Consider the following 23,266-nt stretch of genomic DNA (forward strand, 5'->3'; position numbering starts at 1 on the left):
GCATTGAGACGGATTCTTTCTTTTCTAACAATTTCTAAGGTAAAATTACCAGATTTTTATTCTGTCCTGAGGAGCTTTATATAGTTTGTCCCCTTGTTTGATATCAAATGCTTTGATAAATGAATCCTGGTTTACCAGTGGCCCGAAAGCTCTGAACATTCCCGGAGAGTGCGGATCTGTTTTCACCTGATTGATCATATACTGATCAGTTGCTTTGGTTCTCCAAACGGTTGCCCAGCTCATAAAGAATCTCTGATCCTGAGTAAATCCGCTGATCTTTCCCGGGTTTCCTTTATCTTTTAAATACATCTGAAGGGCATCGTAAGCAACAGCTACTCCACCTAAGTCACCAATATTTTCTCCACTTGTAAATTTACCATTTACAAAACTTCCTTTTACAGGTTCATAAGCACTGTACTGAGCTGCCAGCTGACCTACTTTTGCATCAAAGTTTTTACGATCTGCATCTGTCCACCAGTTGTTAAGGTTACCATCACCATCGAAACGTGAACCGCTGTCATCAAATCCGTGAGAAATTTCGTGACCGATAACGGCTCCGATTCCTCCGAAATTCACTGCTGCATCAGCTTTAGGGTTGTAGAAAGGCGGCTGAAGGATTGCTGCAGGGAATACAATTTCGTTGTTTGATCCACTGTAGTACGCATTTACAGTTTGTGGAGACATTCCCCATTCTGTTTTGTCAACGGGCTTTCCTACTTTATCTAAGCTTCTCTGATACTGCCATGCTGCTACATTCTGAAGATTAGAATAAAGCGTTGCGCCCTCTTTTGGTGATTCTACTTTTAACTGTGTATAATCTTTCCATTTATCAGGGTAAGCAATTTTTACGGTAAACTTGGATAGTTTTTCCTGAGCTTTTACTTTGGTTTCAGGTGACATCCAGTCTATGTTTGCGATATGGGATTTGAATGATTTTAAAAGGTAATCAATATAGGTTTCCATCTGCTTTTTAGCTTCAGGAGTAAAGTATTTGTCTACATACAATTTCCCGAAAGCTTCTCCAAGAACACCATTTACAAGGGTAAGCCCTCTTTTGTTCATTGGACGCTGTTCTTTCTGTCCCTGTAAATATTTCGCATAGAAATCAAATCTGATCTGTTCTAAGCTGTCATTCAGATTGCTTGCGTTTCCGTTGATGATATGATATTTCAGGTAGTCTTTCAGTAAAGGAAGGTTTTTCTGTGTTACAAACTGATCCATATTCTGATAATACTTCAGTTCACCAATAATCACTCTGTCTGTATTTACACCAGCATCTTTCAGATATTTTGCAAGGTCAACATTTTTCACAAGGCCAGATAACTCAGATACATTTTTAGGGTTGTATCTTAAGTTGGCATCTCTGTTCTGCTCAAGCGTCAATAAGTAGTTGGCAAGCTGCTTTTCAAAGTCTACTACATTCTGTGCAGCCTGAGTAGAATTTTTATAACCTAACACTCCGAATAGTTTTCCAACATAGGTTTGATATTCCGCCAGTGTTTTGGTGTTTGCTTCGTTTATTTTCTGGTAATAATCTCTTCCCAATCCCAGATCCGGGCCACCCAGATACACCGCATTCATATTAGAATTCTTCATATCAGCACCCACTCTCCATCCGTAGAAAGAGTTGTCACCTAATTTTGTTGCGTCCAAAAGGTATTTCTGAAGATCGTTAAGGCTTTTAATAGCATCTACTTTAGCAAGATCAGCCTTGATAGGAGCCAGCCCTTCTGCATTTCTCTTATTGGTATCCATAAAAGAGGCATACAAATTCTGGATTTTCTGTCCTTCCGATCCGGCAGGATATGATTCTGTAAGGATTTTGTTTAATATATCTAATGAAGCATCATCCACATTTTCTCTCAACGCATTGAAAGATCCCCAGTTTGCTTTGTCAGAAGGGATCTGAGTAGTCTTCACCCAATTTCCGTTCACATAGCTAAAAAAGTCATCCTGCGGGCGGACACTGGTATCCATATACGATAAATTGATTCCCTCTTCTTTTGCTTCTTCTTTTACCGGTTCAGTCACTTTTGCCGTAGCTTCTGTTTTATTCTCTGTCCCTGCAGTCTTTGCTGCACCACACGAATTAAGAAATACAATACCTGAAAGGGCAAGTATTCCAATATTTAGCTTTTTCATTAAAGATTATTTTTGATTTTACACAAACTTATCAAATATACAAACTTTAATGATATGTGATGAATGGTAATTGATAATTCAGGGTTTAATGTTCATTGTTCAAGGTTTAATGTTAGTTTAGAACCACCCCGTCAAAAATTCTTTGAATTTTTGCCACCCCTCCGAGGGAGGGGAATGATGGAAGCCGTTATGACAAATAGAAGTCTTCCGATCTCCTAATATCTAATCCCTAACTCCTATCACCTGCCACCTGATACCTAACATCTATCACCTGCTACCTAAAAAAACAAAACCGCCCATTGCTGAGCGGTTGTTATTTTTACCAGATTTTGATTCTTTCTTCCGGAGTTTTGTATAATTTGTCTCCTTTTTTCACATCGAATGCTTTGTAGAAAGCGTCAACGTTGATAAGCGGACCAAAACTTCTGAAGTATCCCGGAGAATGCGGGTCAGTTTTCACCTGATTTACCATATATTTCTCACTGGATAATGTTCTCCAAACCGTTGCCCAGCTTAGGAAGAATCTCTGATCCTGAGAGAATCCACTGATTTTCCCTGGATTTCCTTTATCTTTTAAGTACATCTGAAGAGCGTCGTAAGCAATATTTACTCCTCCTAAGTCTGCGATATTTTCACCGTTTGTGAAAGTACCGTTTACAAAAGTTCCTTTTACAGGCTCGTATTTGTCATATTGAGAAGCAAGGGCTTTTGTTGCTTTTTCGAAGTTTGCTTTATCTTCCGGAGTCCACCAGTCTACTAAGTTACCATCAGCATCAAACTGCGCCCCTGAATCATCAAATCCGTGGCTCATTTCGTGACCGATAACAGCACCGATACCTCCGAAGTTTACAGCAGCATCAGCTTTAGGGTTAAAGAATGGCGGCTGAAGGATTGCAGCAGGGAATACAATCTCGTTGTTTACCGGGTTGTAATATGCGTTTACAGTCTGTGGAGTCATTCCCCATTCTGTTTTATCCACTGGCTTACCGATTTTAGCTAAATCTTTATTGTACTGCCATTCTCCGATGTTCTGAAGGTTTTTATATAGATTTCCACCTTTTGCTTCAGAAACGATATTTAATTTTGAATAGTCTTTCCATTTGTCAGGATAAGCAACTTTTACTGTGAATTTGTTCAGTTTCTGCATTGCTTTTTCCTTAGTTGTTGAAGACATCCAAGCTAAGTTATTGATATGAACTGCAAAGCTTTTCTTTAAATAGTCGATTAATTCTACCATCTGAGCTTTTGCTTCAGCAGGGAAATATTTCTCAACATATAATTTTCCGAAAGCTTCTCCCAAAGAACCGTTAATCAATTCAAAACCTCTCTTGTTAAGAGCTCTTTGCTCCTGCTGTCCTCTAAGGTATTTACCGTAGAAAGCAAACTTCATGTTTCCTAAGTTTTCACTTAAGTAAGAAGCGCTTCCGTGGATCATGTGGAATTTCAGATAGTCTTTAATTACAGAAAGATTCTGAGCATTCACTAATTTATCGAAATCTTTATAGAATCCTAGTTCACTGATAATTACTTTATCTGTATTTACTCCTACTTTTTTAAGATACGCTGGAAGGTCAACTCCTTTTACCAAAGCAGAAAGTTCTGCCATCGTTTTAGGGTTATACTGAAGCGTGTTATCACGGCTCTGCTCGTTTGTCAGATAAGTCTGTGCGATGCTTTTTTCATAATTTACGATACCTTTTGCTGCTTCATCAGCATTTTTGTACCCTAATTCTTTTAGCATCGAAGCTACATATTTCTGATATTCAGCAATAGCTTCTGTATTTTTCTCGTTTACTTTCTGATAATAATCTCTTCCTAAACCTAAAGAAGGATTTCCTAAGTAAACGGCATTCATTTTAGAATCTTTAAGGTCTGCATCTACACCCCATCCGTAGAAAACATTCTCCCCTTCTTTTGTTACAGAAGTAAGGTAGTTCTGAAGATCAGCCATGTTTTTAATAGCATCAATCTTATTCAGATTTTCCTGGATAGGCTTGATTCCGTCTGCATTTCTCTTCTCCATATTCATGTAAGTAGCATACAGATCCTGGATTTTTTTCCCTTCACTTCCGTCAGCAAATTTATCTTTCAGAAGAGAGTTCAGGATTGTCATGGAATTGTTATCCGTATCCTCAGCCAGTTTATTGAAGCTTCCCCAGGTTGGTTTATCAGATGGAATTTTGGCAGTTTTCATCCAGGTTCCACTCACGTAGTTGTAAAAATCATCCTGAGGGCGCACCGAAGTGTCCATCAAGCTAAGGTCTAAACCTTTATCTGTGTTGTTCACTGCTACTTTAGCAGCTTTAGCTTGTGCGCTCATAGTAGTCTGAGTGCAGATCCCTGCTATTAAAAACAAAGAAAGCGTTATTTTTTTCATTATGATAACAATTTTTAGAATATGTATGATTTATTTGAAATTTGTTACTTTTCAAGGAAACAAATTTAAACAAATATTAAGAAGTTGCTATCTCTTTTACATTCCCAGTCCTTTTCAGGAACCCCCAGGACTGCATTTCGCCTTTCAATGCCTTTCTTAAACTTTTAAACAAAACAATATACATCAGCCATCTGTACCCGAATCTCTGTGGAATAATATACAGCAGATTGATTAATTTTTCGCGCTGCATAATAAATGCTACTAAAGCTAAAGAAGCATCCACCAAAAGAAAAATCAGATAATAGGTGAATATTTTATCTCCGTTTCCAGACAGAATTCCAAAAAACATAATCACATCTGCCAGCGGTGAGAAAAATGGAATAATATATTGGAATAATAAAATATTCGGCATTGCCCAAAGTCCCAATCCTTTATATTTGGGGTTAAGGAAAGTCTGTCTCTGTTTCCAGAACATCTGCATGATTCCGTAGGTCCAGCGGAAGCGCTGTTTTAAGAACTGATTCGCCGTTTCCGGAGCTTCAGTAACGGCAACCGCTCTGTTTTCATTGGCGACTGTATATCCTGCTTTTAAAATTTTCACGGTAATATCACAATCTTCAGCTAAGGTATCTGATGAATAGCCTCCAGCCTCAATAATTACAGCTCTTTTGAATGCACCAATAGCACCCGGAATTACGGTAATCGCATTGATATTCGCATACGCCAGCCTGTCAAAATTCTGACTCGTTGTATATTCTATAGCCTGCCATCTGGTAAGCCAGTTGACTCTGTTTCCAACTTTCACATTTCCTGCTACGGCTGCAATTTTTTCTTCCGGATCTGAATTTAAAAATCTCGCAACCAAATATTTCACGGCATCCTGCTGCAGTTTGGTATCTGCATCAATACACACTACATATTCTGCATCCGTCTGTGCTATTCCGAAGTTTAAAGCCGTTGCTTTTCCACCATTTGTTTTGGTGAATATTTTCAGTTTCGGATGATCAGAGAATGCTTCTGATACTTTTTCATAAGTGGAATCCTTACTTCCGTCATCTACCATAATAATGTCAAAATTCGGATAGGTCTGCTTCAACAGATTCTGCAGGGAAGAAACAATATTCACTTCTTCATTATAAGCAGGTACAATAATGGAAACTTTAGGATAAGATTCCAAGACTGGAAATCCGCCAAGTTTTTTCTCTTTTTTTCTTTCTTTAAAAGCCCAGTATGCCATCAGCAATAATCTGACTAATCCTAATACAATGAAAATGGTAAATAATGCCACCAGAAAATGGCTTATTCCATAAATTACAGTGGCCAGTACAAGGTTGAGCTGCATGATATAGTATGACTTTGTTTTCGGAACTTCAGGCATCAGTTCACTTCTGGTTTTATGCAGAATACTGGTCAGGTTTGTAAAATGATAGCCTTGTTTCTGAAGTGTAGGGATCAGAATTTTTAAAGCTTTCACCGTTTCTTCTCTGGTATCTCCGCCTGCATCGTGAAGAAGAATGATATTTCCTCTCTCTTGTTTGAGTCCGGCCATTACACGTTTTACAATTTCATCTGCTTTTATTCCCGGCTGCCAGTCTTCAGGGTCAATATTTTCCCCGATATCAAGATAATTTTGTTGTCTTGCCAATGCTACCGGAATGATCTCTTCTGAAGTGGTAGGCTCAGAATCGGCATTGTACGGAGCTCTGAACAGAATTGTACTGTGTCCTGTTACACATTCTATCAGTAATCTTGTCAGTTTCAGTTCCAGTAAAGCTCTTTCAGGGCTTACTTTTGCTACATTTTCATGGGTGAAAGTGTGGTTTCCGATCTCATGTCCTTCACGGTAAATCCGTTTAACAAGCGGAAGATTCTTTTCTGCATTTAATCCTACCAAAAAGAATGCTGCCGGAACATGGTACTTGGACAGTACATCTAATATCTGTGGAGTATATGTTTCGTCCGGACCATCATCAAAAGTCAGCACCAGTTCTTTTTGGGGAGCGCCTCCATATTTTTTCACTTCGTAAGAACTTGGATAAGTGATGTAGTTTTCGTCTGTAATTATTTTTTCTTTCGGATCAATCTCCAATGCAATTTTCCCGTCATGAGGAGTATTCAGAACATCCAGCACTTCTCCATCTCCGATATAATCTACCATGGTCTGTCCTTTTACATTTTCCAGGGTTTTCAGATTCAGTTTGGAAAGGCCGGCAAATGTAAGGTCTTTATCATAGAAATTCCAGACTCTGCTGTCTTCACTTCCCAGTCTCCAAAGTGCTGTTCCTGCCAATGGATATTCTGAAGAGAAACGCATTGTATTGAAAATAGAAGCGGCATCATTGAAAAATACGGTGTGGGTGAGATTTTTAGAATCTGTATAAGAATAATTTAAATTAAACGTATTGTCATTAAAATCAATGACCGCTTTACTGGCACTGGCTTTGGTAATCGCCTGCATATAAGTTACAGACGTATTATCATCTTTATTGGAACTCCAGTCGTAGCCATAAGCACCAAGACCTAAAATAATTTTTTGCGGAAAAGTTTGTTTTACGATTTTTCCGGTCTGTTCTTCGATCCATTTTTGAGAAGAAACCGGCCCTGCATCACTTCCGGCAGAATATTCATCGTAAGCCATCAAAACAAAGTAATCTACATAAGGATTTAATCTTGGTATGTTGTAATCATCATTATCCGTCATGATATCCATCGTCACCAGCAGCTGATTCTTTTTGAAAGTTTCTGAAAGCTCTTTCATAAAGGCAATCAGGTTTTCATCAGAATTCAGGTTCATATCCTCAAAGTCAATATTGATTCCTTTGAAATGGTATTTTTTACACTGCTGGGTAATTTTTTGGATCAGATGGGTTCTTTTCTGAGGATCATTAAGTACTTTCACTAATCCTTCTGAATGGAATTCCTGATCAGAGTTGTTACTCAGCATCGGCATTGCAGCAACTCCCGTTCTTTTGATCACTTTGTATCCTTCCGGATCTACATTGGTTTTCAGATCTCCTGTTTTCGGGTCAAGGAAAAACCATTCCGGGAAAACCAGATTAACGTGTCTTATATTTCGTTTCAGGGACATGAGAGACTGAGGATCCCATGCTACATAGAATGCAGACCGGATTCCACCTGGAAACTGAGCCCAGTTTCTGTTCTGATTTTTATATCTTTCTTCCCTCGCCTTCTGAATTTTGTCGAGGTTGGTATGGATTGTTTTTTCCGAAATAAAGCTTCTAAAACCTTTATATTCTTTGGAAATTTTATTCTCCTGAAGATAAGGTTTATTGGCTGTAATTACGGCTTTATAATCTTCTTTAAAAGGAATTTTAGGACTTCTGTCCAGGGTCATCATCAGCCCCAAAGCAAGCAAAAGCAATATTCCTACAAATATAAAAATACGGCTTCCCCACTGTACACTTTTCCAGCGTTTTTTGCTGTTGGTCTGAAAGATCTGTTTGGAATTTTCCACGATTTTTGAAATTTATTGAATGGCTCTCAAAAAGTGTGAAAAACTGTATAAAAATTAATTAAAAAAAAATTAAAAAAACAGAAATGTATCTAACTGTTTATAAGGAGACTTACAAGATCCTGAATCACCTTTTGTGAAACGAAATTCATAAAATCTACTCTTTCCAGATGCGGCATGTATAATTTAAATGTTTCTGCTTTGTTATTAATCCTTATTGTATAATACACCGTACCGATATCTTTCCCATCTTCTCCTTTTCCAGGGCCGGCCACACCGGTTGTAGAAAGAGAGATATGGGTTTCAAATAACTCCTGACAGCCTTTTGCCATTTCCTGAGCTACTTCTTCACTTACCACCGTAAACTGATCTACGGTCTCTTTAGAAACATTTAAAATTTTAATCTTCTTTTCAGTGGCATAAGGTACTATTCCGCCATGGAAATATTTTGAACTGCCGGAGACTGAAGTGATCATTTTTGCCAGTTCACCTCCGGTACAGCTTTCTGCCGTGGAAATGGTGAGATTTCTTTCGGTAAGCATTTCTGCCAGAATATTCTCGATTTTATCCTCAGATACAGCAATTACATGACCTTCTACTAAAGGAAGTAATTTCTGAATTTCTTCCTCAGTGATCTGTTTCAGCTGTTCTTCATTATCACCGGAAGCCGTCAGACGAAGCTTTACACGGGTTCCTACCGGAAGATAAGACAGCGCAATATTTTCCGGAAGCGCCAGTTCCCAGTCTTCAATTTTGTCTGCAAGAATACTTTCAGGAATTCCCACAACGGAAACAATCCTGGTATGGATATAATGAAGACTGAATCTTTCCTGTAAATAAGGAATAATCTGATCTTTGATAAGCGGTTTTACCTCGTAAGGAACACCCGGAAGGCTGTAAGACAGTTTACAATTCAGCTCCATCATCATGCACGGAGCCGTTCCGTAATGATTCTGAAAAACAATGGATTTGGTTGGGACAAAAGCCTGCTCTCTGTTTCTTTCGAGAATGTCTGCCCTTCCTCTTCTCTCCATATACCCTTTAAGGTGATTAAATGTCACCTCATCCAAAGCAATTTCATCATTGAAATACTCTGCAAGTGCCTTTTTGGTTTTGTCATCCCTGGTTGGCCCAAGTCCTCCCGTTGTAATGACTAAGTCACCTGTTTCAAAAGCAACATTCAATGCTTCTTTAATGGTTTCAATTTCGTCTGAGATTGTAAGAATCTGAGTAACTTTTATTCCTATGTTTTTAAGTTCAGCAGCAATAAAATTAGAATTGGTATCTACCGTGTTTCCGGAAAGGATTTCATCACCAATGGTAATCAGAACAGCTTTTTCCATATGTTTTTTTGTTGAAAAAAATTCTATGCAAATGACGGAAAATTCTGTGGCTGCAGCAATATAAATTGATTTTTTCTATTTTTGACGAAATTTATTTAAAACTACAATACAAATTATGTCTAAATATGATGATGCTTCATGGCATTATGGTGGTGATTTTCCTGAGGGACTTCCTCAGAAAAACGGAGCAACGCATACAGGAATGTTCCTGAACTGGTGCATTCAGAATGATCTGATTTCTGATGAACTGAAAGAAGATGGTGAAGAAGAAATTGAAAAATTAAAACGCAGAGAAATCACTGGTGCAGAATTCATTATGGATTCCTGTGACGGGAAATTTTCTGAATATGACCTGAACGAGCTTGGAAATCTTTTTGCAAAGGATTATTATGCGGATGATACCGATTTCGGAAACAGATACAGCTCGTTTGCTGATGATTACGTTAATATTTTCGATGCAAAAGCTGAGGAAAGTGATTATGAATACGAAACCTTCTATCACATTGAAGATACCTACGAAAACTATGATCTGATGAAACAGGTTATTGATCACCGTTTTGAGGAATGGAAAGAGTATATTAAAAACTAAAAAGCGAAAGGGTAAATTTGCAAACCACTGAAAATCATTAGTTTTTCGCAAATTTACCCTTTTACCTTATCTATTGATTATGTTTTATCCAAATCAATTCATCGGTATTATAACCGATTTTTCTTGCTTTCTGAAGGAAACGCTGGCGGATGCTTTCAGGAATAGTAGTGGTACGGGAAAGAATCCATAAATATTTTAAACTGCTTCCTGCCACCAGAGCATATTCATAGTCCTCATCAATATCTATAACGTTATAACCAGACCATATTGGTTTAAAAAATGAAACTTTCAGACGGGCTTCTTTCGGGTCTTTTACAAATTTTGCTTCCCCGATCGATTCATTCCATATTTTTTTAATGTAGTCGAATCCTTTATTTCTGACCTGAACTGTTCCATCCGGATTCTCTGTATATTCTGCAGTGACATTATCCATATTTTTCTCGAACCTGTAATCAAAACGGGCGATCTCATACCATCTGCCAAGATATTTTTTAAGATCAAAATTCTTTACCGCAGAAGCACCTCTGGGAATTCTTACAGAATATGAATTGAAAACGATAAGCCCTAAAGCTCCCAATGAAACGGGAAGTATAATTTTATGAATGGTTTTCATGACAGAAATATTTTGGTGGTTATCATAAAACGTCAAAAATAATGCCTTTGGCCTGTTAAGGACCCATAAATTCTATGAAAAGACTTTCAGGAAATTATCTTTAAAACTTCCTGAAACTTCAATTTCCGTATCATCAGACAACATTACGGTTCCACTTTTATGGTAAGATTTCACAAATCCTGTATTGATGATATGGGAACGGTGAACTCTCACAAAAGGACTTTCCAGCAGATCATCGAAATGTTTTAAAAAGCGGCATACCATCTTTTTTGAACCATCTGTAAGGTAAACCTGCGTAAAATTTCCATCAGCCTGGAGTCTCACAATATCTTCAGTCTTTACGACATCAAATCCCTGCAGGGTTGGAAGAATCAGCTGCTGTTTTTCAGGCTTTAATTTCAGGTTTTCAAGCAGGATCTTATTCCGGTTGAGCTCTTCTTTTTTTTCAAGGCTTTCCACCACTTTATTAACTGCAAGAATCAGCTCCTGAATATCAATAGGTTTTAAAATATAATAACTTGCCGATTTGTTTAAAGCCTGTAATGAATATTGTGAAAACGCAGTAATGAAAATGGTTTCATAAGAAAACGCTTTGGTAGCTTCCAATACGTCAAAGGCATTTCCGAAGGGCATTTCTACATCCAGAAATACCAGCTGGGGCTGCTTTTCAGCAATCAGTGGCACTGCTTCTTTAATATTTTCAGCCTCGCCGAGAATTTCCACCTGTGGACAGTATTTGGTAAGATAGCTTCGTAAAACTTCTCTTGCGATGAGTTCATCGTCTACAATTACGGCTTTTATTTTCATTGAGGTCAGATATTAGGTGGCAGCCAATGGGTTGCAGATGCAAATTAAGAATTTTTAATCAATCATACAATCTGACCCAGCCCATGGTGAATAAAGATTATACTTTCTTCCAGTACCATGCATACTTTATGATTAATATTGTAATTATGCACTCTACCATGGCAAGGAAAACATAAAACAAATACCAATCCGAAAAAGAAATAAAACCAATAAACAGCATGATAAAAGTAAAAAATATACCAAAGATGAGGTTAAGCATCCTGTTCAATGCCGGTTTTAGTATCAGGGAAAGAAATACCATCACTGCTGGAATTGCCAGAACAACGGAGGCAAGAAATAATTTCGGCGGAGAATCTAATAAATTGGTTCCTTCCACCAAACCACGGGCTTTCCCCGGAGTATAAAGCTCAAAATAATCACCGTACAGATAGCACAGAGTAACTGAAGCCCAAAGACCTGCCAATATGATTTTCACATTGATCTGTACATCTTCAAATTTTGTAGAATTGTTCATGGTTATGATTTTTTAATTAACTTTTTTATTTCGTATTCCAACCAACAGCAGCCAAAAACAGATACCTATTTCTCCTATTGTTGCCGGTAATGTAATATAAGCTGATATCAGGTAGTCTGAAAAATGAGGAACTGCAGTTCTTCCAAAAACGTTGATCAGATATCCAAAACACCCCAACATTAAGAAGATGCCCAAAACTTTGGGCAAGAATCCGGACTTATACACCAGATATCCAAAAGGAAAAAGCCATAATCCCCAGAAAACCTGTGCAATTAAAAGTCCTTTGTTATAATTGCTCAGCAGGAACATTATTTGGCTCTGCAACTGCTTTACATCAAACACTTTTAAATAATCCGTTCCTTCAATAATCGTAAGAATAGAAAATTTGTTTTGAAGATTGATAAAAGAAATAGGGATACTGATAAGAGCAAGAATAACCATCAGTTTTGCATAATGATCATCCACATCTTTCAATAATTTATACAGAACCAATGGGAGTAAAGTAAAAGCAATATAACAAATAATGCTGCTTACTATACTTAATCTGAATAACTGTACTGCAGAAGAAATATGTTGAAAAGTCAATGCTGGATTTTCCCAAATGATCAGCTTTGACGGAACATACATTAAACTGAAAAATCCGGTTACGATAACAATGAGATAAAAAAATCCCGCGAGTTTGGCTGTTTTAGTTGTTGTATTCATTTTGGGTTATGTTTTTATCTGTTAAGACAATAACTTAACCAAAATGGTTACAGAATTTTTTAACGGGGAGTAAAAGACAATAGGTAAAAGACTATTTTCAGGGGTTTATGGCATTTTTATTTTTATAGTGACAAGAACTCCGTTATTACTTGCCTTATCTTTTACAGAGCAGCTAATATCTTTTTTGTATAGATCATTCAGAAGCTGAATTCTTTCCAGCGTATTTTTCATTCCTCTACCTTCTCTTGTTTTTTGATGCTGGGTTTTCTGTTTTTTGCTTTCTTCAATGCCTATTCCGTTGTCTTCAATACGGATTTTAATGTATGATTCACTTTTCTCAAAGTTTAGTTTTAAAAAACCTTTTTCTGTTCTGTAGCGGAGTCCGTGCCAAATTGCATTTTCCAGAAACGGCTGTATGAGCATTCCCGGGATCTGCAGATTTTGCATATTCAGACTTTCATCTACATCGATTTCGTAATCAAATTTATCAGCAAAACGCGTTTTTTCAAGGGCAAGATAATTTTGGAGAAGATCAAGCTCCTGCTGGAAAGGAATAAAATCTTCAGTAGAATTTTCCATCACGCCACGCATCAGTTTGGAGAACTTTGTAAGATACTGATTGGCTTCCAGCTCATTATTGGTCGCAATAAAGTGGTTAACACTATTCAGGCTGTTAAAGATAAAATGCGGATTCATCTCTCTGCGCAAAGACTGAAGTGCAATTTTTTTATTCTTTATCTGAACCTTTTTCAATGTTCTGAAAATAAAAACAATCAATCCGGTAAGCAGAACCAAAGCTCCGATCAAACTATAGTTGAATACATTTTTCTTGCGTATAAGCTCATCTTTTAATTCTCTTTCTTTTTCCAGCTGTGAAATTCTCTGTTCAGTATCTTCCAGGATTTTATTGTCTACCAGACTTCTGTCCTTGGAAACAAGATTGGGAAGTTTCCCTAGAAAATCTCTGTACAACTGAACGGAAGCATCTATATTTCCTGAGATTGCATAAAGACTGTCCAGTTTTTTTACACTTCTCTGAGCTTCCAGCGTATGACCTTTGTCCAAAGCAATTCCGTAGGCATTTTTTAACAGGTCTACTGCTTCTTTCGGATCATTTTTTTTAATATAAATATCCGCCAGTTCCTGAATCTGATTGACTTTTTCCTGCGAATTTTCTTTTACAAAATCTTCTTTCAGCACCTTCTTTTTAGCTTCAATAGCTTTCTCAAAGTTTTTGTTTTCAACGTAAAGATCTGCCAGTTTCTGATTAATAGCCAACGCTTGCTGCGGGGCTTCTTTTTTAGAAATTTTATAGGCTGTATTCAGATTTTCTTCGGCACTGGAAACATCTTTCTGTTTAAGATTTACATCAGCCAGCTGACTGTAGCTTTCTGCAAGATCACCCTGCTCGTTTTCTTTTTTACTTAAGTTAATATTACTCTGGATAGCTTCTGCCCTAAGCTCTGGCGTAGGCGAAGAAAGCCTTGTAACATCGTTAGAATTGACGGCTTTACTTTTTTCACTGTACCCCATTTGTGCCACTCTGCTATAGTTGCTGATGGCAGGGGTTATTTTATTCTGCTTTTCCTGTGACTGGGCCAATCTGCGGGTTGCTTTTTCAATATTTGGCTTGTCATTAAGTTTTTCATACAGATTTTTGGCTTTGGTATAATATTCTTCACTCTTCGGAAAGTTCCCGCTGTTAAAGAAAGTTTCACCAATATTATAATAAGAATCTGCCTGGGCAGGTTCATTTTTTGTATCCATTGCTTTTTTCAGCTTCTTTGTTTCCACCTGTACATCTTCCACCGCAGCAGCGGTAGTATTAGTGGTTTGGGAAGACATTGTGTTTCCCCAAAACATCAGTAAAAAGATTGAAAGAAGTGTAAGCATTTTCATAAAACAAAGATATACATATATATAGTGTATTCAAAAACTATTCACCAAGCCAAAATCCCCTTTCACCAAGTTTAGTCTTTGATAATATGGGCGTAAGGCTAAGTTTGGAGCATAATAATTCAAATTAAAAAATCATGAAAAAATTAACTCTTACTTTTTTACTCATTACGGTATCTTTTTTAAGTCTTTCAAAAGCACAGGTCGGAGGAAACCAGGTCTACAGAGACAGAAATAACAACGACTATTCCACTCTCAGAAATTTACCTGAATTCATCAACACCAATACCTATTTTGCTACCGATTCAACCTTAATTATCACCGTAAAAGTATTGATGAACAAAACGGCAGATCAATATAAACTTACACTGGGTTTGAATGAAGAAGCAGCCACTCCAAAAATTGCCATTGAAAATATCAACAGGAGAATCAGCGGTTTTATGAAAAGAATATCCCCAATGGGCATCAAAGACAATGATATTTTTGTGGACTTTATCTCTCAGACCAAAATCTATGACTACAACATTAATAAAGATTCACAGACTGCTGTCCAGAAAATGGATGGATTTGAAACCAAGAAAAACATCATTATTACGGTAAACAAACACTCAATGATCGAAAAACTGATCTCTGAAGCTTCAGACTTCCAGATCTATGATGTTATTAAAGTAGATTATATCAGCAGTGATATTGATAAAATCCAGGAAGAACTTCTCAAAGAGGCTTATTCGGTTTTCGACAAAAAAAAGGAAAATTATTTTAAACTGTTTAAAAAAGAAATTATTGGAAATCCTACCGCTTCTTCAGGTTTCACTTATGTTTTCCCCAAAAGCCAATATCAGAATTATACGGCTTTTGAAAGTGCCAATGTTACGTATGGATATGATAGCAGATACGTCAAAAAGGAAGAAAGAAAATCTAAAACCTTTTATTATGATGGGACAGATTATACCGGCTTTGATAAAGTAATCAATAATGCTGATCCGGAAGTGGGTATACAATATATTATGAATCTCAACGTAAAATATGATCTGAAAAAGAATAAAGGAAAGTAATCATTTTCCGGAACTCACCAAGTGAAAGCTCAGTTTCACCAAGTCTCCCGGTTTCGGGCTTCTAATCGGCGTAATTTTACATCAGTAATTAAAAATTTAAAAACAGGAAATTATGAAATTGAAACATTTTTTATTAATCGGAATTTTAACTCTTGGAAGCTTTGTAAATGCTCAGACACAAGAAGTAAAGAAAAATGCAATTGAAGTAACTGGTGTTGCGGAAATGGAAGTAGAACCGGATGAAATCATCTTCAGCATCGGAATAAAAGCAGATAACAAAAACGATCTGGCAGATAATGAGAAGAAGTTATTTGAAACCTTAAAAAATGCAGGAGTAAAAAACGAAGACATTAAGTTCAAATCAATGTACCAGAATATCTATTCTAAAACAGCCAAGTTTACTAAAAGTTATCAGTTTAAAGCCAGTACAAAATCAAGTCTGAGTAAAATTTTTGAAGACCTGAACCAAAAATGGGTAAGCAGCCTGAACATCGCGGAGGTAAAGAATACCAAAATTGCAGATTTCAGAAAAGCAGTTAAGATCAACGCTTTAAAAGCGGCTAAAGAAAAAGCAGATTATTTATTGGAAAGTATGGGCAAAAAGACCGGAAATGCTCTTGAAATTGTAGAGATAGAAGATTACACCAGTGATACAATTATGCCAGTTGCTTACAGAGGAAAAGCAAGCAATATCCAGTTGGAAATGGCTGATGCTCCGGTAGATTATTCTTTCGATAATATTGAAAATATCAAACTGAAATACAGCATCAAAACAAGATACGAAATCCTTTAAAATAACAGATGTAAAAGACAGTTCCTTTGGGAGCTGTTTTTTATTTTCTACCCCCAGAAAACTCACCAAGTCAAAAGGCCACTTCACCAAGTTTCCAAATTTCCAGCCTTAAATAGGAATAATTTTACTTCAGAATTAAAAATAATAAACGATGAAACGTTAGCCAATTACAATAAACAACTTATAAAAAATAACAATATGACAACTCTAAAAATCTTAGCACTTGCAGCGGGAACAGCTTTTTTAAGCTCCGGTAATATTCCGAAAAACCACTCTACAAAAAGTAATGTTGAAAGCCATTTACCGGCACAAAAAGTAACATTGATTCCGGCGAACTCAACCATAAAGGACAATAAAATTCAGGTCGCTCTTTTACTGGATACCTCCAATAGTATGGACGGGCTGATTGAGCAGGCAAAATCCAGGCTGTGGAATATTGTGAATACGTTGACCACTCTCAAGTATAACGGAAAAGCTCCCCAGATTGAAATTGCCCTGTATGAATATGGAAATGACGGAATTCGTGATGAAAATTACATCCGCCAGGTTGCTCCTCTCACTCAGGATCTTGATCTTATTTCCGAAAAGCTATTCGCTTTGAGAACCAATGGTGGCAGTGAATATTGCGGTGCTGTTATTCGTGATGCTTCTGCCAACCTGAACTGGGACAGCAATGATAAAAGTATGAAACTGATTTATATTGCAGGAAATGAAGCTTTCAATCAGGGAAAAATAAATTATAAGGATGTTGTTTCAAAAGCAAAGGATAAAAATATTTATACCAACACTATTTTCTGTGGAAGTCGTGAAGAAGGAATCCAGACGTTCTGGCAAAACGGAGCGTCTTTGGGAGGTGGAAAATATTTTAATATCGACAGTGACAGAAAAGTAATCTATATTGAAACGCCCTACGACAGCAAAATTTCCGAATGCAATGCAAAGCTGAATGACACTTATATCTACTATGGAAACCACGGTTCGGAATACAGACTAAAGCAGATCACACAGGATAAAAACGCTGAATCCCAGTCAGCATCCAACTTAGTGGAAAGGGCCGTTGCCAAATCTAAAAAGAATGCCTACAAAAATGACCATTGGGATCTGGTAGATAAAGCTGAAAAGGATGCCGGATTTATTGCCAATGTAAAAGAAAGTGAACTTCCTGCCGAGCTGAAAGGAAAAAGCAAGGAAGAAATTCAAAAAACGATCACGGCAAAGTCTGCCGCACGCGATAAAATTCAGAAAGAAATTGAAGAGCTTTCCAAAAAGCGCCAGACCTATATTGACGGAGAAATGAAGAAGCGGGGTACTGATGATTCTGATGATCTGGGAAAAGCAATTGAGAGTTCTATTGTTGAACTGGCTAAAAAGAATGGGTATAGTTTGTAGTTGAACAGGCAGTCTTTTTTTGACTGCCTGTTTTTTCTAACCACCCCGTCAAAAATTCTTTTGAATTTTTGCCACCCCACCAAAGGAGGAGAATTGAGCCCTCTCTATTTGAACTATTTATCAAAGTATCTTTTTACTACATTTTTTAAAATAATTTAAGCAGGATTCCTACGGAATGACACAATTGGAATAGCGGTTTATTCAGGTACTTTGTCATTCTGTAGGAACCTAAGCAGTTTGCATGTATAGATTAAAAATCGAAGGTTTTCAAAAACTTAAGTGTACTTCTTAAACATTGAGTAATCTCTTAAATAACTTAAGTGTTTAAAAACTTTTGTGACTTTTGCGGTTAAAAAAACAGGATTATCTCCCGAATTTAAAATACCTTGATAGCGGATGTTTTTTGTTCTTCATAAATAGAGAAGTCATCTCCATTCCTGTTACTGAAAAAGTAATTCCGTTTCCTCCAAAACCTAATACAAAGTAGGAGTTTCTCATTTTTTTATGTTCTCCGATGTAAGGCAGACCATCTTTAGTCTCACCAAAAGTTCCTGCCCACACAAAATCAGGGTAAAAATGATAATCAGGTTTTATTTTCTTCAGATTTTTAAGGATTTCTTTTTCTTTTTTATTGAGCAGAGCATCCCGTTTTCCAGCATCATAAAAGTCTTCATCTCCTCCTCCTATAAGCATTCTTCCGTCATCGGTAGTCCGCATGTAGAGATAAGGATCATCGGTATTCCAGACCAACGTACTGCTGATATTTTTAAACTTGTCTTTATCTATTTCAGAAACAACGGCATAAGTACTTTTCAGATTCACAAAATTTTCTTTCAGCAAGTTTTTACTTTCATAACCAATGCAGTAAATGATCTTTTTTGCTTTGATCTGATATCCACTGTCTACAGTAACCAGATTAAAACCTTTATGCTCCTCCACTGCTACCATTTCTGTCTTATCAAAGATCTTCAGTCCTTTTTTTATATTGTACATAAAAAGTTCATGGGCAAACTGAAAAGCATCAATACTGGCTCCCTGCCTGGATAATATTCCGCCGTATGTGTTCTCAAATTCAAATTTCTTCAGAATCTGTTCCTCTTCCAGCCACTGCACTTCAAATCCGTTTTCTTTTCTTGCTTGATATTCTTTCTTCAGCCATTCTGCATCTTTCTTTTTTGAAGCAAAATACAAGGATTTCTTTTTTTTAAATCCGGCATTTGATTTAACCATTTTTGAAAGTTTCTCCAGTGTATCAATGGCATCACTACAGGCTTTATAACTTAAAACAGCTCCTTTTTTGCCTATTTTTTCTATCAGCTCATAAAGAGGAACATCTATTTCGTACTGCAGCATTGAAGTGGTAGCAGAAGTGCTTCCATTACAAAGTTCTCTTTTATCAATAAGAATGGTATTATATCCATCTTCTATCATTTGATGAGCAATCAGACTTCCGGTAATGCCACCTCCCACAATGAGAACATCACATTTTTCATTCGATTTTAAAGAAGGATAAGAAGCTAACAGTCCGTTTTTTAAAAGCCAAAAAGGTTCATTTGATTTAAGATCCATATTAATATTTTACACTGAAAGTAACAATATTTATACCTTTTTTAACAATTTTTCATCAAATTATGGTGCAATTATTGTTATTATTTAAAACTCAAACCACCATAAAATATTTATTATGATAACAATTATTCCAGAAGCCCCGGAAAATGTTGCAGCATTCAATGCAACGGGAGAAGTAACGAAAGAGGATTTTGAAAGACTGGTAATTCCGCGCGTAAAAGAGAAGGTAGAGCAATTCGGTGAGCTGAATTACTTATTGTATTTGGATACCGATCTGGATAATTTTACCATGGGAGCATGGCTTGAGGATCTGTTGTTAGGATTGAAAAATCTTACCAACTGGAATCGGTCAGCCATTGTTACTGACAAAGAAGGTATACGTAATTTTACCAGCATTTTCAGTGTTCTGATGCCGGGAGAGTTTAAATCTTTCCCCAAAGAAAATTTATACAATGCCCTCTATTGGTGTAAAAATGGAGATGAAGTAGAGGCATAAAACTTATTTTTATACAGAAGAGCCTGTTTCAATCAGAAACAGGCTCTTTTTTTATTTCAATAATAAGAATTATCTTATTACTTATCACATGATACACATTCTGCGGCAACTTCTTCTTCAATCTTTGAACCGTACAGATACATATACCTTACACTTATAACCAATCCTATAAAAGTCATTCCCACTCCCACCAGCGATGGATAGTTGAATGAATACCCGTATTCCAGAGGAATTCCTCCAAAGAAAGCTCCCATTGCATTAGCTATATTAAAACCAGCCTGCATAAAAGCAGCGGCCATCATTTCGCTTTTTGGAGCAGCTTTCATCATCATAATATTGATAGGTGATGCAATAGACATCGATAAAGCGCCACACATAAACGTCAATACCAAAGCAATATTCTTATGTTCTGCAAGGAAGAAAACACCTCCAAGAGACAGCATCATTAAAAAGATCAGAAGGGCACATGTTTTTTCAGGTCCTAATTTATCTGAAACAATCCCACCTACAAGATTTCCAACTACCATTCCAGCTCCTGCAAGAATCATCACATAAGCCATTTGGCTACTTTTGATTCCGGCAACAACAGTCATCAAAGGGGTAATATAACTTAGCCATGTAAAAAGACCTCCAAATCCAATTGCTGTAATGGCAAGTACCATCCACGATTGTTTATTCTTAAGGAATTTCAACTCTTCCATGAAGTGTGTATTTTGGTTGGATTCCATGGCGGGAAGCCACAGTTTCAAAAATAATATGGCAAAAAGACCAATAGCCGCTACAATAGCAAAGTACAGTCTCCAGTGGAATGTATGCCCGATGTATGTAACCAGAGGAACCATGGCCAGGTTGGCGACCGTGAGCCCTGTAAACATCATCGATATATAAAATGCTTCTTTCCCTTTTCCTGCCATTCTTGAGGCAACTACTGTTCCTACACCGAAGAATGCTCCGTGAGGAAGTCCGGACAGAAAACGGATAACCAACATACTGTTATATCCGGGAGCAATTGCAGAAAGACCATTAAATAGGGTAAAAAGGATCATAAAAGCTATCAAAACTTTTTTAGGAGGGAACTTCACCGAGTACCCGATCAGAATCGGAGCTCCGATAACTACTCCCATAGCATACGCAGAAATTAAATGTCCTGCCTGCGGGATTGTAATCTGTAATGTTTTTGCAATATCCGGTAACAGTCCCATTACGGTAAACTCCGTAGTTCCTATTCCCAAACCACCGATAGCCAGTGGTATTATTCTTTTATCAATCTTCATTATATCTAAATCTTTTTTCTGAATTAATTTATCTCAAATTAAAAATACCTGAATTTCTTCATTTTGAAAGTGCAAAAATCGCAAGAAAGTTTGAATTTCACTCCTCTTTGAATGATAAAAATTTGCTCCATATTAACCTTTTTATTTAATTTTATATTCAGAAACAATCAAATGAGAACAAGATGAAAATCCAGAAAGAAATTATTGAATTTGAAAAAGGGAAATCATTCAAACTATTTGCCCCTTCCCTGAAAAACTGTTTTTTCTGGCATTATCATCCGGAAATTGAACTGGTCTATGTAGAAGCGGTGAACGGAATCCGGCATGTAGGGAAAGATATTTCTGCCTTTACAGACAGTGATCTTTTATTGATTGGATCTAATGTTCCTCATCTTAATTTTGATTATGGTATTCAAACAGAGTGTCAACAGCTTGTGCTGCAGATGCGGGAAAGCTTCCTTCAGGATATTATTCTTCCTGTTCCTGAATTTGAGAACATCAAAATTCTTTTAGAACGGTCATATCTTGGACTGTCATTTTCCGGAGAAACAAAAAATACAGTGGTTGAAAAACTACAGATCATTAAAGATAAAAACTCCTTTGAATCCCTGGTAGGATTAATTGAAATTCTGCAGATTCTCGCTGATTCAAAGGAAGTAAAGGAACTTAACAAGGAAGATACCAGAATCAAGTGGTTTTTGAATGATAAAATCAGAATGGGAACCATCTACGACTATATCCACGAAAATTATGACAAGAAACCCAATGTCAATGAAATTGCCAAAATTGTAAGTCTGAGCACTCCTGCTTTCTGCCGTTATTTTAAAAAGCAGACCAATATGACCTTTACAGATTTTGTTAATAATTACAGAATCAATCAGGCTAAAATATTTCTACTGAAGGATTATTCTGTGACCGAAGTTTGTTTTCAGGTAGGATTTGAAAGTCTTTCTTACTTTAATAAGCTATTCAAACAACATACGGGAGAGACGCCTTCCGAATTTAAAAAGAAACATTTTAAACCGATTGAAATCAATGGCCGGATTGGAGTGATTACAAAGGAAACGGCTTGTAATAAGTAGGACGTACATGATGTAATGTAAACTTCTAGACCACCCCGTCAAAAATTCTTTGAATTTTTGCCACCCCTCCGGAGGAGGGCAATTATGGCAGCCGTTATTGTAAATGGAGTTTTTTCAACTACCTAATCCCTGTAGCCTAACATCTACTACCTACCTCCTAACATCTGCAACCTACCCTAAACAAAAACCGCTCATTGCTGAACGGTTTATATTTTAATGAATATGTTTTTCTGCGTGGTAAGAACTTCTTACAAGAGGGGAACTTTCAACGTGTCTGAAACCTAAGCTTCTTGCAAAATCCCCAAACTCATCAAATTCTTCAGGAGTGATGAATTTTTTTACAGGAAGATGTTTTTTAGTCGGCTGCAGATATTGTCCAAGAGTGATAACATCCACATTAGCGTTTCTGATATCTTCAATCGTTTGGAAAACCTCATCTTTAGTTTCACCTAATCCAAGCATTACCCCAGTTTTGGTTCTTCTTTGTCCGGCTTCTTTCAGGTATCTTAATACTTCAAGGCTTCTTTCATATTTTGCCTGGATTCTCACTTCTCTGGTAAGACGTTTTACCGTTTCCATATTATGAGAAATCACTTCCGGAGCTACATCTACTAATCTGTCAAGATGCTTTGTAAGCCCCTGGAAATCCGGAATCAGAGTTTCCATAGTGGTTCCCGGAGAGATTCTTCTTACAGCATTCACTGTTTCGCCCCAAAGAATAGATCCCATATCTTTCAGATCATCACGGTCTACAGAAGTAAGAACGGCATGTTTGATCTTCATTAATTTGATTGATCTTGCTACTTTTTCAGGTTCATCCCAATTTACATCAAGGGGTTTTCCTGTTTTTACGCCACAGAATCCACAGCTTCTAGTACAGATATTTCCTAAAATCATGAAAGTTGCTGTACCTTCACCCCAACATTCTCCCATGTTCGGGCAGCTTCCGCTCTGGCAGATTGTATTTAATTTATATTTATCAACCAAAGTTCTCAGCTCTCTGTAATTCTTTCCGGTAGGAAGTTTTACGCGGATCCATTTTGGTTTTTGAACGGTAGTGTCTTGAACTGAATTTTCCATTTCTAAAATTGAAGTTCAAAGTTAAGGAATTTTTAATGGAAACCATCAACCGGAGATATTGATGAAACTT

At 36.9% G+C, this 23,266-nt stretch carries 18 protein-coding genes; 6 read left to right on the forward strand and 12 right to left on the reverse strand.

All coding sequences use genetic code 11. The features are described 5' to 3' along the window. Window positions 1-45 precede the first annotated feature (45 nt). From LC457_RS14710 to LC457_RS14725, 4 genes are all read right to left on the reverse strand, one after another. Complete coding sequence (locus LC457_RS14710; protein WP_223600538.1) at window positions 46-2,142, reverse strand: M13 family metallopeptidase; 2,097 nt, start codon at window positions 2,140-2,142, stop codon at window positions 46-48. Between the two features lie 319 nt (window positions 2,143-2,461). Beyond that, a complete protein-coding gene (locus LC457_RS14715; protein ID WP_374200550.1) occupies window positions 2,462-4,519 on the reverse strand; it encodes a M13 family metallopeptidase in 2,058 nt (685 codons plus the stop codon). 76 nt (window positions 4,520-4,595) lie between these two features. Further along, entirely contained in the window at window positions 4,596-7,994 is a 3,399-nt protein-coding gene (locus LC457_RS14720; RefSeq protein WP_223600539.1) for a polysaccharide deacetylase family protein, read from the reverse strand. A gap of 89 nt (window positions 7,995-8,083) precedes the next feature. Continuing rightward, window positions 8,084-9,334 carry a CinA family nicotinamide mononucleotide deamidase-related protein gene (locus LC457_RS14725; RefSeq protein WP_223600540.1) on the reverse strand — a complete coding sequence of 417 codons (1,251 nt, stop codon included), beginning with the start codon at window positions 9,332-9,334 and terminating at the stop codon, window positions 8,084-8,086. A gap of 115 nt (window positions 9,335-9,449) precedes the next feature. Between LC457_RS14725 and LC457_RS14730 the strand changes: the two genes are divergently transcribed. Next, window positions 9,450-9,923, forward strand: coding sequence for a hypothetical protein (locus LC457_RS14730; protein ID WP_223600541.1), 474 nt, complete (start codon window positions 9,450-9,452; stop codon window positions 9,921-9,923). A gap of 70 nt (window positions 9,924-9,993) precedes the next feature. Here LC457_RS14730 and LC457_RS14735 read toward each other — a convergent pair whose 3' ends face one another. The 5 genes from LC457_RS14735 to LC457_RS14755 form a co-directional block, all read right to left on the reverse strand. Continuing rightward, the gene (locus tag LC457_RS14735; protein ID WP_223600542.1) at window positions 9,994-10,536 is read right to left on the reverse strand and encodes a lipocalin family protein; all 543 of its coding nucleotides are present in this window, start codon (window positions 10,534-10,536) and stop codon (window positions 9,994-9,996) included. Between the two features lie 72 nt (window positions 10,537-10,608). Further along, the gene (locus LC457_RS14740; RefSeq protein WP_213278401.1) at window positions 10,609-11,343 is read right to left on the reverse strand and encodes a LytTR family DNA-binding domain-containing protein; all 735 of its coding nucleotides are present in this window, start codon (window positions 11,341-11,343) and stop codon (window positions 10,609-10,611) included. Between the two features lie 97 nt (window positions 11,344-11,440). Next, the gene (locus tag LC457_RS14745) at window positions 11,441-11,857 is read right to left on the reverse strand and encodes a DUF6326 family protein (protein WP_223600543.1); all 417 of its coding nucleotides are present in this window, start codon (window positions 11,855-11,857) and stop codon (window positions 11,441-11,443) included. A gap of 12 nt (window positions 11,858-11,869) precedes the next feature. Continuing rightward, the gene (locus LC457_RS14750; protein WP_223600544.1) at window positions 11,870-12,562 is read right to left on the reverse strand and encodes a DUF4386 domain-containing protein; all 693 of its coding nucleotides are present in this window, start codon (window positions 12,560-12,562) and stop codon (window positions 11,870-11,872) included. A 105-nt stretch (window positions 12,563-12,667) separates the two neighbouring features. Further along, a complete protein-coding gene (locus tag LC457_RS14755; protein ID WP_223600545.1) occupies window positions 12,668-14,461 on the reverse strand; it encodes a histidine kinase in 1,794 nt (597 codons plus the stop codon). Window positions 14,462-14,595: 134 nt separating this feature from the next. Here LC457_RS14755 and LC457_RS14760 point away from each other — a divergent pair, with 134 nt between their 5' ends. The 3 genes from LC457_RS14760 (at window position 14,596) to LC457_RS14770 (ending at window position 17,695) form a co-directional block, all read left to right on the forward strand. Next, window positions 14,596-15,513, forward strand: coding sequence for an SIMPL domain-containing protein (locus tag LC457_RS14760; protein ID WP_223600546.1), 918 nt, complete (start codon window positions 14,596-14,598; stop codon window positions 15,511-15,513). Between the two features lie 112 nt (window positions 15,514-15,625). Next, window positions 15,626-16,306, forward strand: a complete 681-nt coding sequence (locus LC457_RS14765) for an SIMPL domain-containing protein (RefSeq protein WP_223600547.1) — start codon at window positions 15,626-15,628, stop codon at window positions 16,304-16,306. Between the two features lie 198 nt (window positions 16,307-16,504). Next, window positions 16,505-17,695, forward strand: coding sequence for a VWA domain-containing protein (locus tag LC457_RS14770; RefSeq protein ID WP_223600548.1), 1,191 nt, complete (start codon window positions 16,505-16,507; stop codon window positions 17,693-17,695). A gap of 363 nt (window positions 17,696-18,058) precedes the next feature. Here the strand turns inward: LC457_RS14770 and LC457_RS14775 are convergent, their stop codons facing one another. Continuing rightward, entirely contained in the window at window positions 18,059-19,264 is a 1,206-nt protein-coding gene (locus LC457_RS14775; protein WP_223600549.1) for an FAD-binding oxidoreductase, read from the reverse strand. Between the two features lie 115 nt (window positions 19,265-19,379). Between LC457_RS14775 and LC457_RS14780 the strand changes: the two genes are divergently transcribed. Then, window positions 19,380-19,760, forward strand: coding sequence for an STAS/SEC14 domain-containing protein (locus LC457_RS14780; protein ID WP_223600550.1), 381 nt, complete (start codon window positions 19,380-19,382; stop codon window positions 19,758-19,760). 77 nt (window positions 19,761-19,837) lie between these two features. On the opposite strand, the gene LC457_RS14785 is transcribed toward LC457_RS14780, so the two are convergent. Continuing rightward, window positions 19,838-21,034 (reverse strand): MFS transporter, encoded by a 1,197-nt coding sequence (locus LC457_RS14785; protein WP_223600551.1) that lies wholly within the window; start codon window positions 21,032-21,034, stop codon window positions 19,838-19,840. 182 nt (window positions 21,035-21,216) lie between these two features. Here LC457_RS14785 and LC457_RS14790 point away from each other — a divergent pair, with 182 nt between their 5' ends. Then, window positions 21,217-22,116, forward strand: a complete 900-nt coding sequence (locus LC457_RS14790) for an AraC family transcriptional regulator (RefSeq protein WP_223600552.1) — start codon at window positions 21,217-21,219, stop codon at window positions 22,114-22,116. Window positions 22,117-22,329: 213 nt separating this feature from the next. Here LC457_RS14790 and lipA read toward each other — a convergent pair whose 3' ends face one another. Continuing rightward, window positions 22,330-23,196, reverse strand: coding sequence for a lipoyl synthase (lipA, locus tag LC457_RS14795; RefSeq protein ID WP_034692098.1), 867 nt, complete (start codon window positions 23,194-23,196; stop codon window positions 22,330-22,332). Window positions 23,197-23,266 lie beyond the last annotated feature (70 nt).

This window comes from Chryseobacterium sp. GVT01B (assembly GCF_019970045.1).
Lineage (GTDB): Bacteria > Bacteroidota > Bacteroidia > Flavobacteriales > Weeksellaceae > Chryseobacterium.

Excerpts from the sequence above, each read along its gene's own strand:
- LC457_RS14755 (WP_223600545.1), bottom strand. The coding sequence starts at position 14,461 with ATGAAAATGCTTACACTTCTTTCAATCTTTTTACTGATGTTTTGGGGA.
- LC457_RS14730 (WP_223600541.1), top strand. The coding sequence starts at position 9,450 with ATGTCTAAATATGATGATGCTTCATGGCATTATGGTGGTGATTTTCCT.
- LC457_RS14735 (WP_223600542.1), bottom strand. The coding sequence starts at position 10,536 with ATGAAAACCATTCATAAAATTATACTTCCCGTTTCATTGGGAGCTTTA.
- LC457_RS14770 (WP_223600548.1), top strand. The coding sequence starts at position 16,505 with ATGACAACTCTAAAAATCTTAGCACTTGCAGCGGGAACAGCTTTTTTA.
- LC457_RS14790 (WP_223600552.1), top strand. The coding sequence starts at position 21,217 with ATGAAAATCCAGAAAGAAATTATTGAATTTGAAAAAGGGAAATCATTC.
- LC457_RS14745 (WP_223600543.1), bottom strand. The coding sequence starts at position 11,857 with ATGAACAATTCTACAAAATTTGAAGATGTACAGATCAATGTGAAAATC.
- LC457_RS14725 (WP_223600540.1), bottom strand. The coding sequence starts at position 9,334 with ATGGAAAAAGCTGTTCTGATTACCATTGGTGATGAAATCCTTTCCGGA.
- LC457_RS14785 (WP_223600551.1), bottom strand. The coding sequence starts at position 21,034 with ATGAAGATTGATAAAAGAATAATACCACTGGCTATCGGTGGTTTGGGA.
- LC457_RS14780 (WP_223600550.1), top strand. The coding sequence starts at position 19,380 with ATGATAACAATTATTCCAGAAGCCCCGGAAAATGTTGCAGCATTCAAT.
- LC457_RS14760 (WP_223600546.1), top strand. The coding sequence starts at position 14,596 with ATGAAAAAATTAACTCTTACTTTTTTACTCATTACGGTATCTTTTTTA.
- LC457_RS14715 (WP_374200550.1), bottom strand. The coding sequence starts at position 4,519 with ATGAAAAAAATAACGCTTTCTTTGTTTTTAATAGCAGGGATCTGCACT.
- LC457_RS14740 (WP_213278401.1), bottom strand. The coding sequence starts at position 11,343 with ATGAAAATAAAAGCCGTAATTGTAGACGATGAACTCATCGCAAGAGAA.
- LC457_RS14750 (WP_223600544.1), bottom strand. The coding sequence starts at position 12,562 with ATGAATACAACAACTAAAACAGCCAAACTCGCGGGATTTTTTTATCTC.
- LC457_RS14765 (WP_223600547.1), top strand. The coding sequence starts at position 15,626 with ATGAAATTGAAACATTTTTTATTAATCGGAATTTTAACTCTTGGAAGC.
- LC457_RS14775 (WP_223600549.1), bottom strand. The coding sequence starts at position 19,264 with ATGGATCTTAAATCAAATGAACCTTTTTGGCTTTTAAAAAACGGACTG.
- LC457_RS14710 (WP_223600538.1), bottom strand. The coding sequence starts at position 2,142 with ATGAAAAAGCTAAATATTGGAATACTTGCCCTTTCAGGTATTGTATTT.
- lipA (WP_034692098.1), bottom strand. The coding sequence starts at position 23,196 with ATGGAAAATTCAGTTCAAGACACTACCGTTCAAAAACCAAAATGGATC.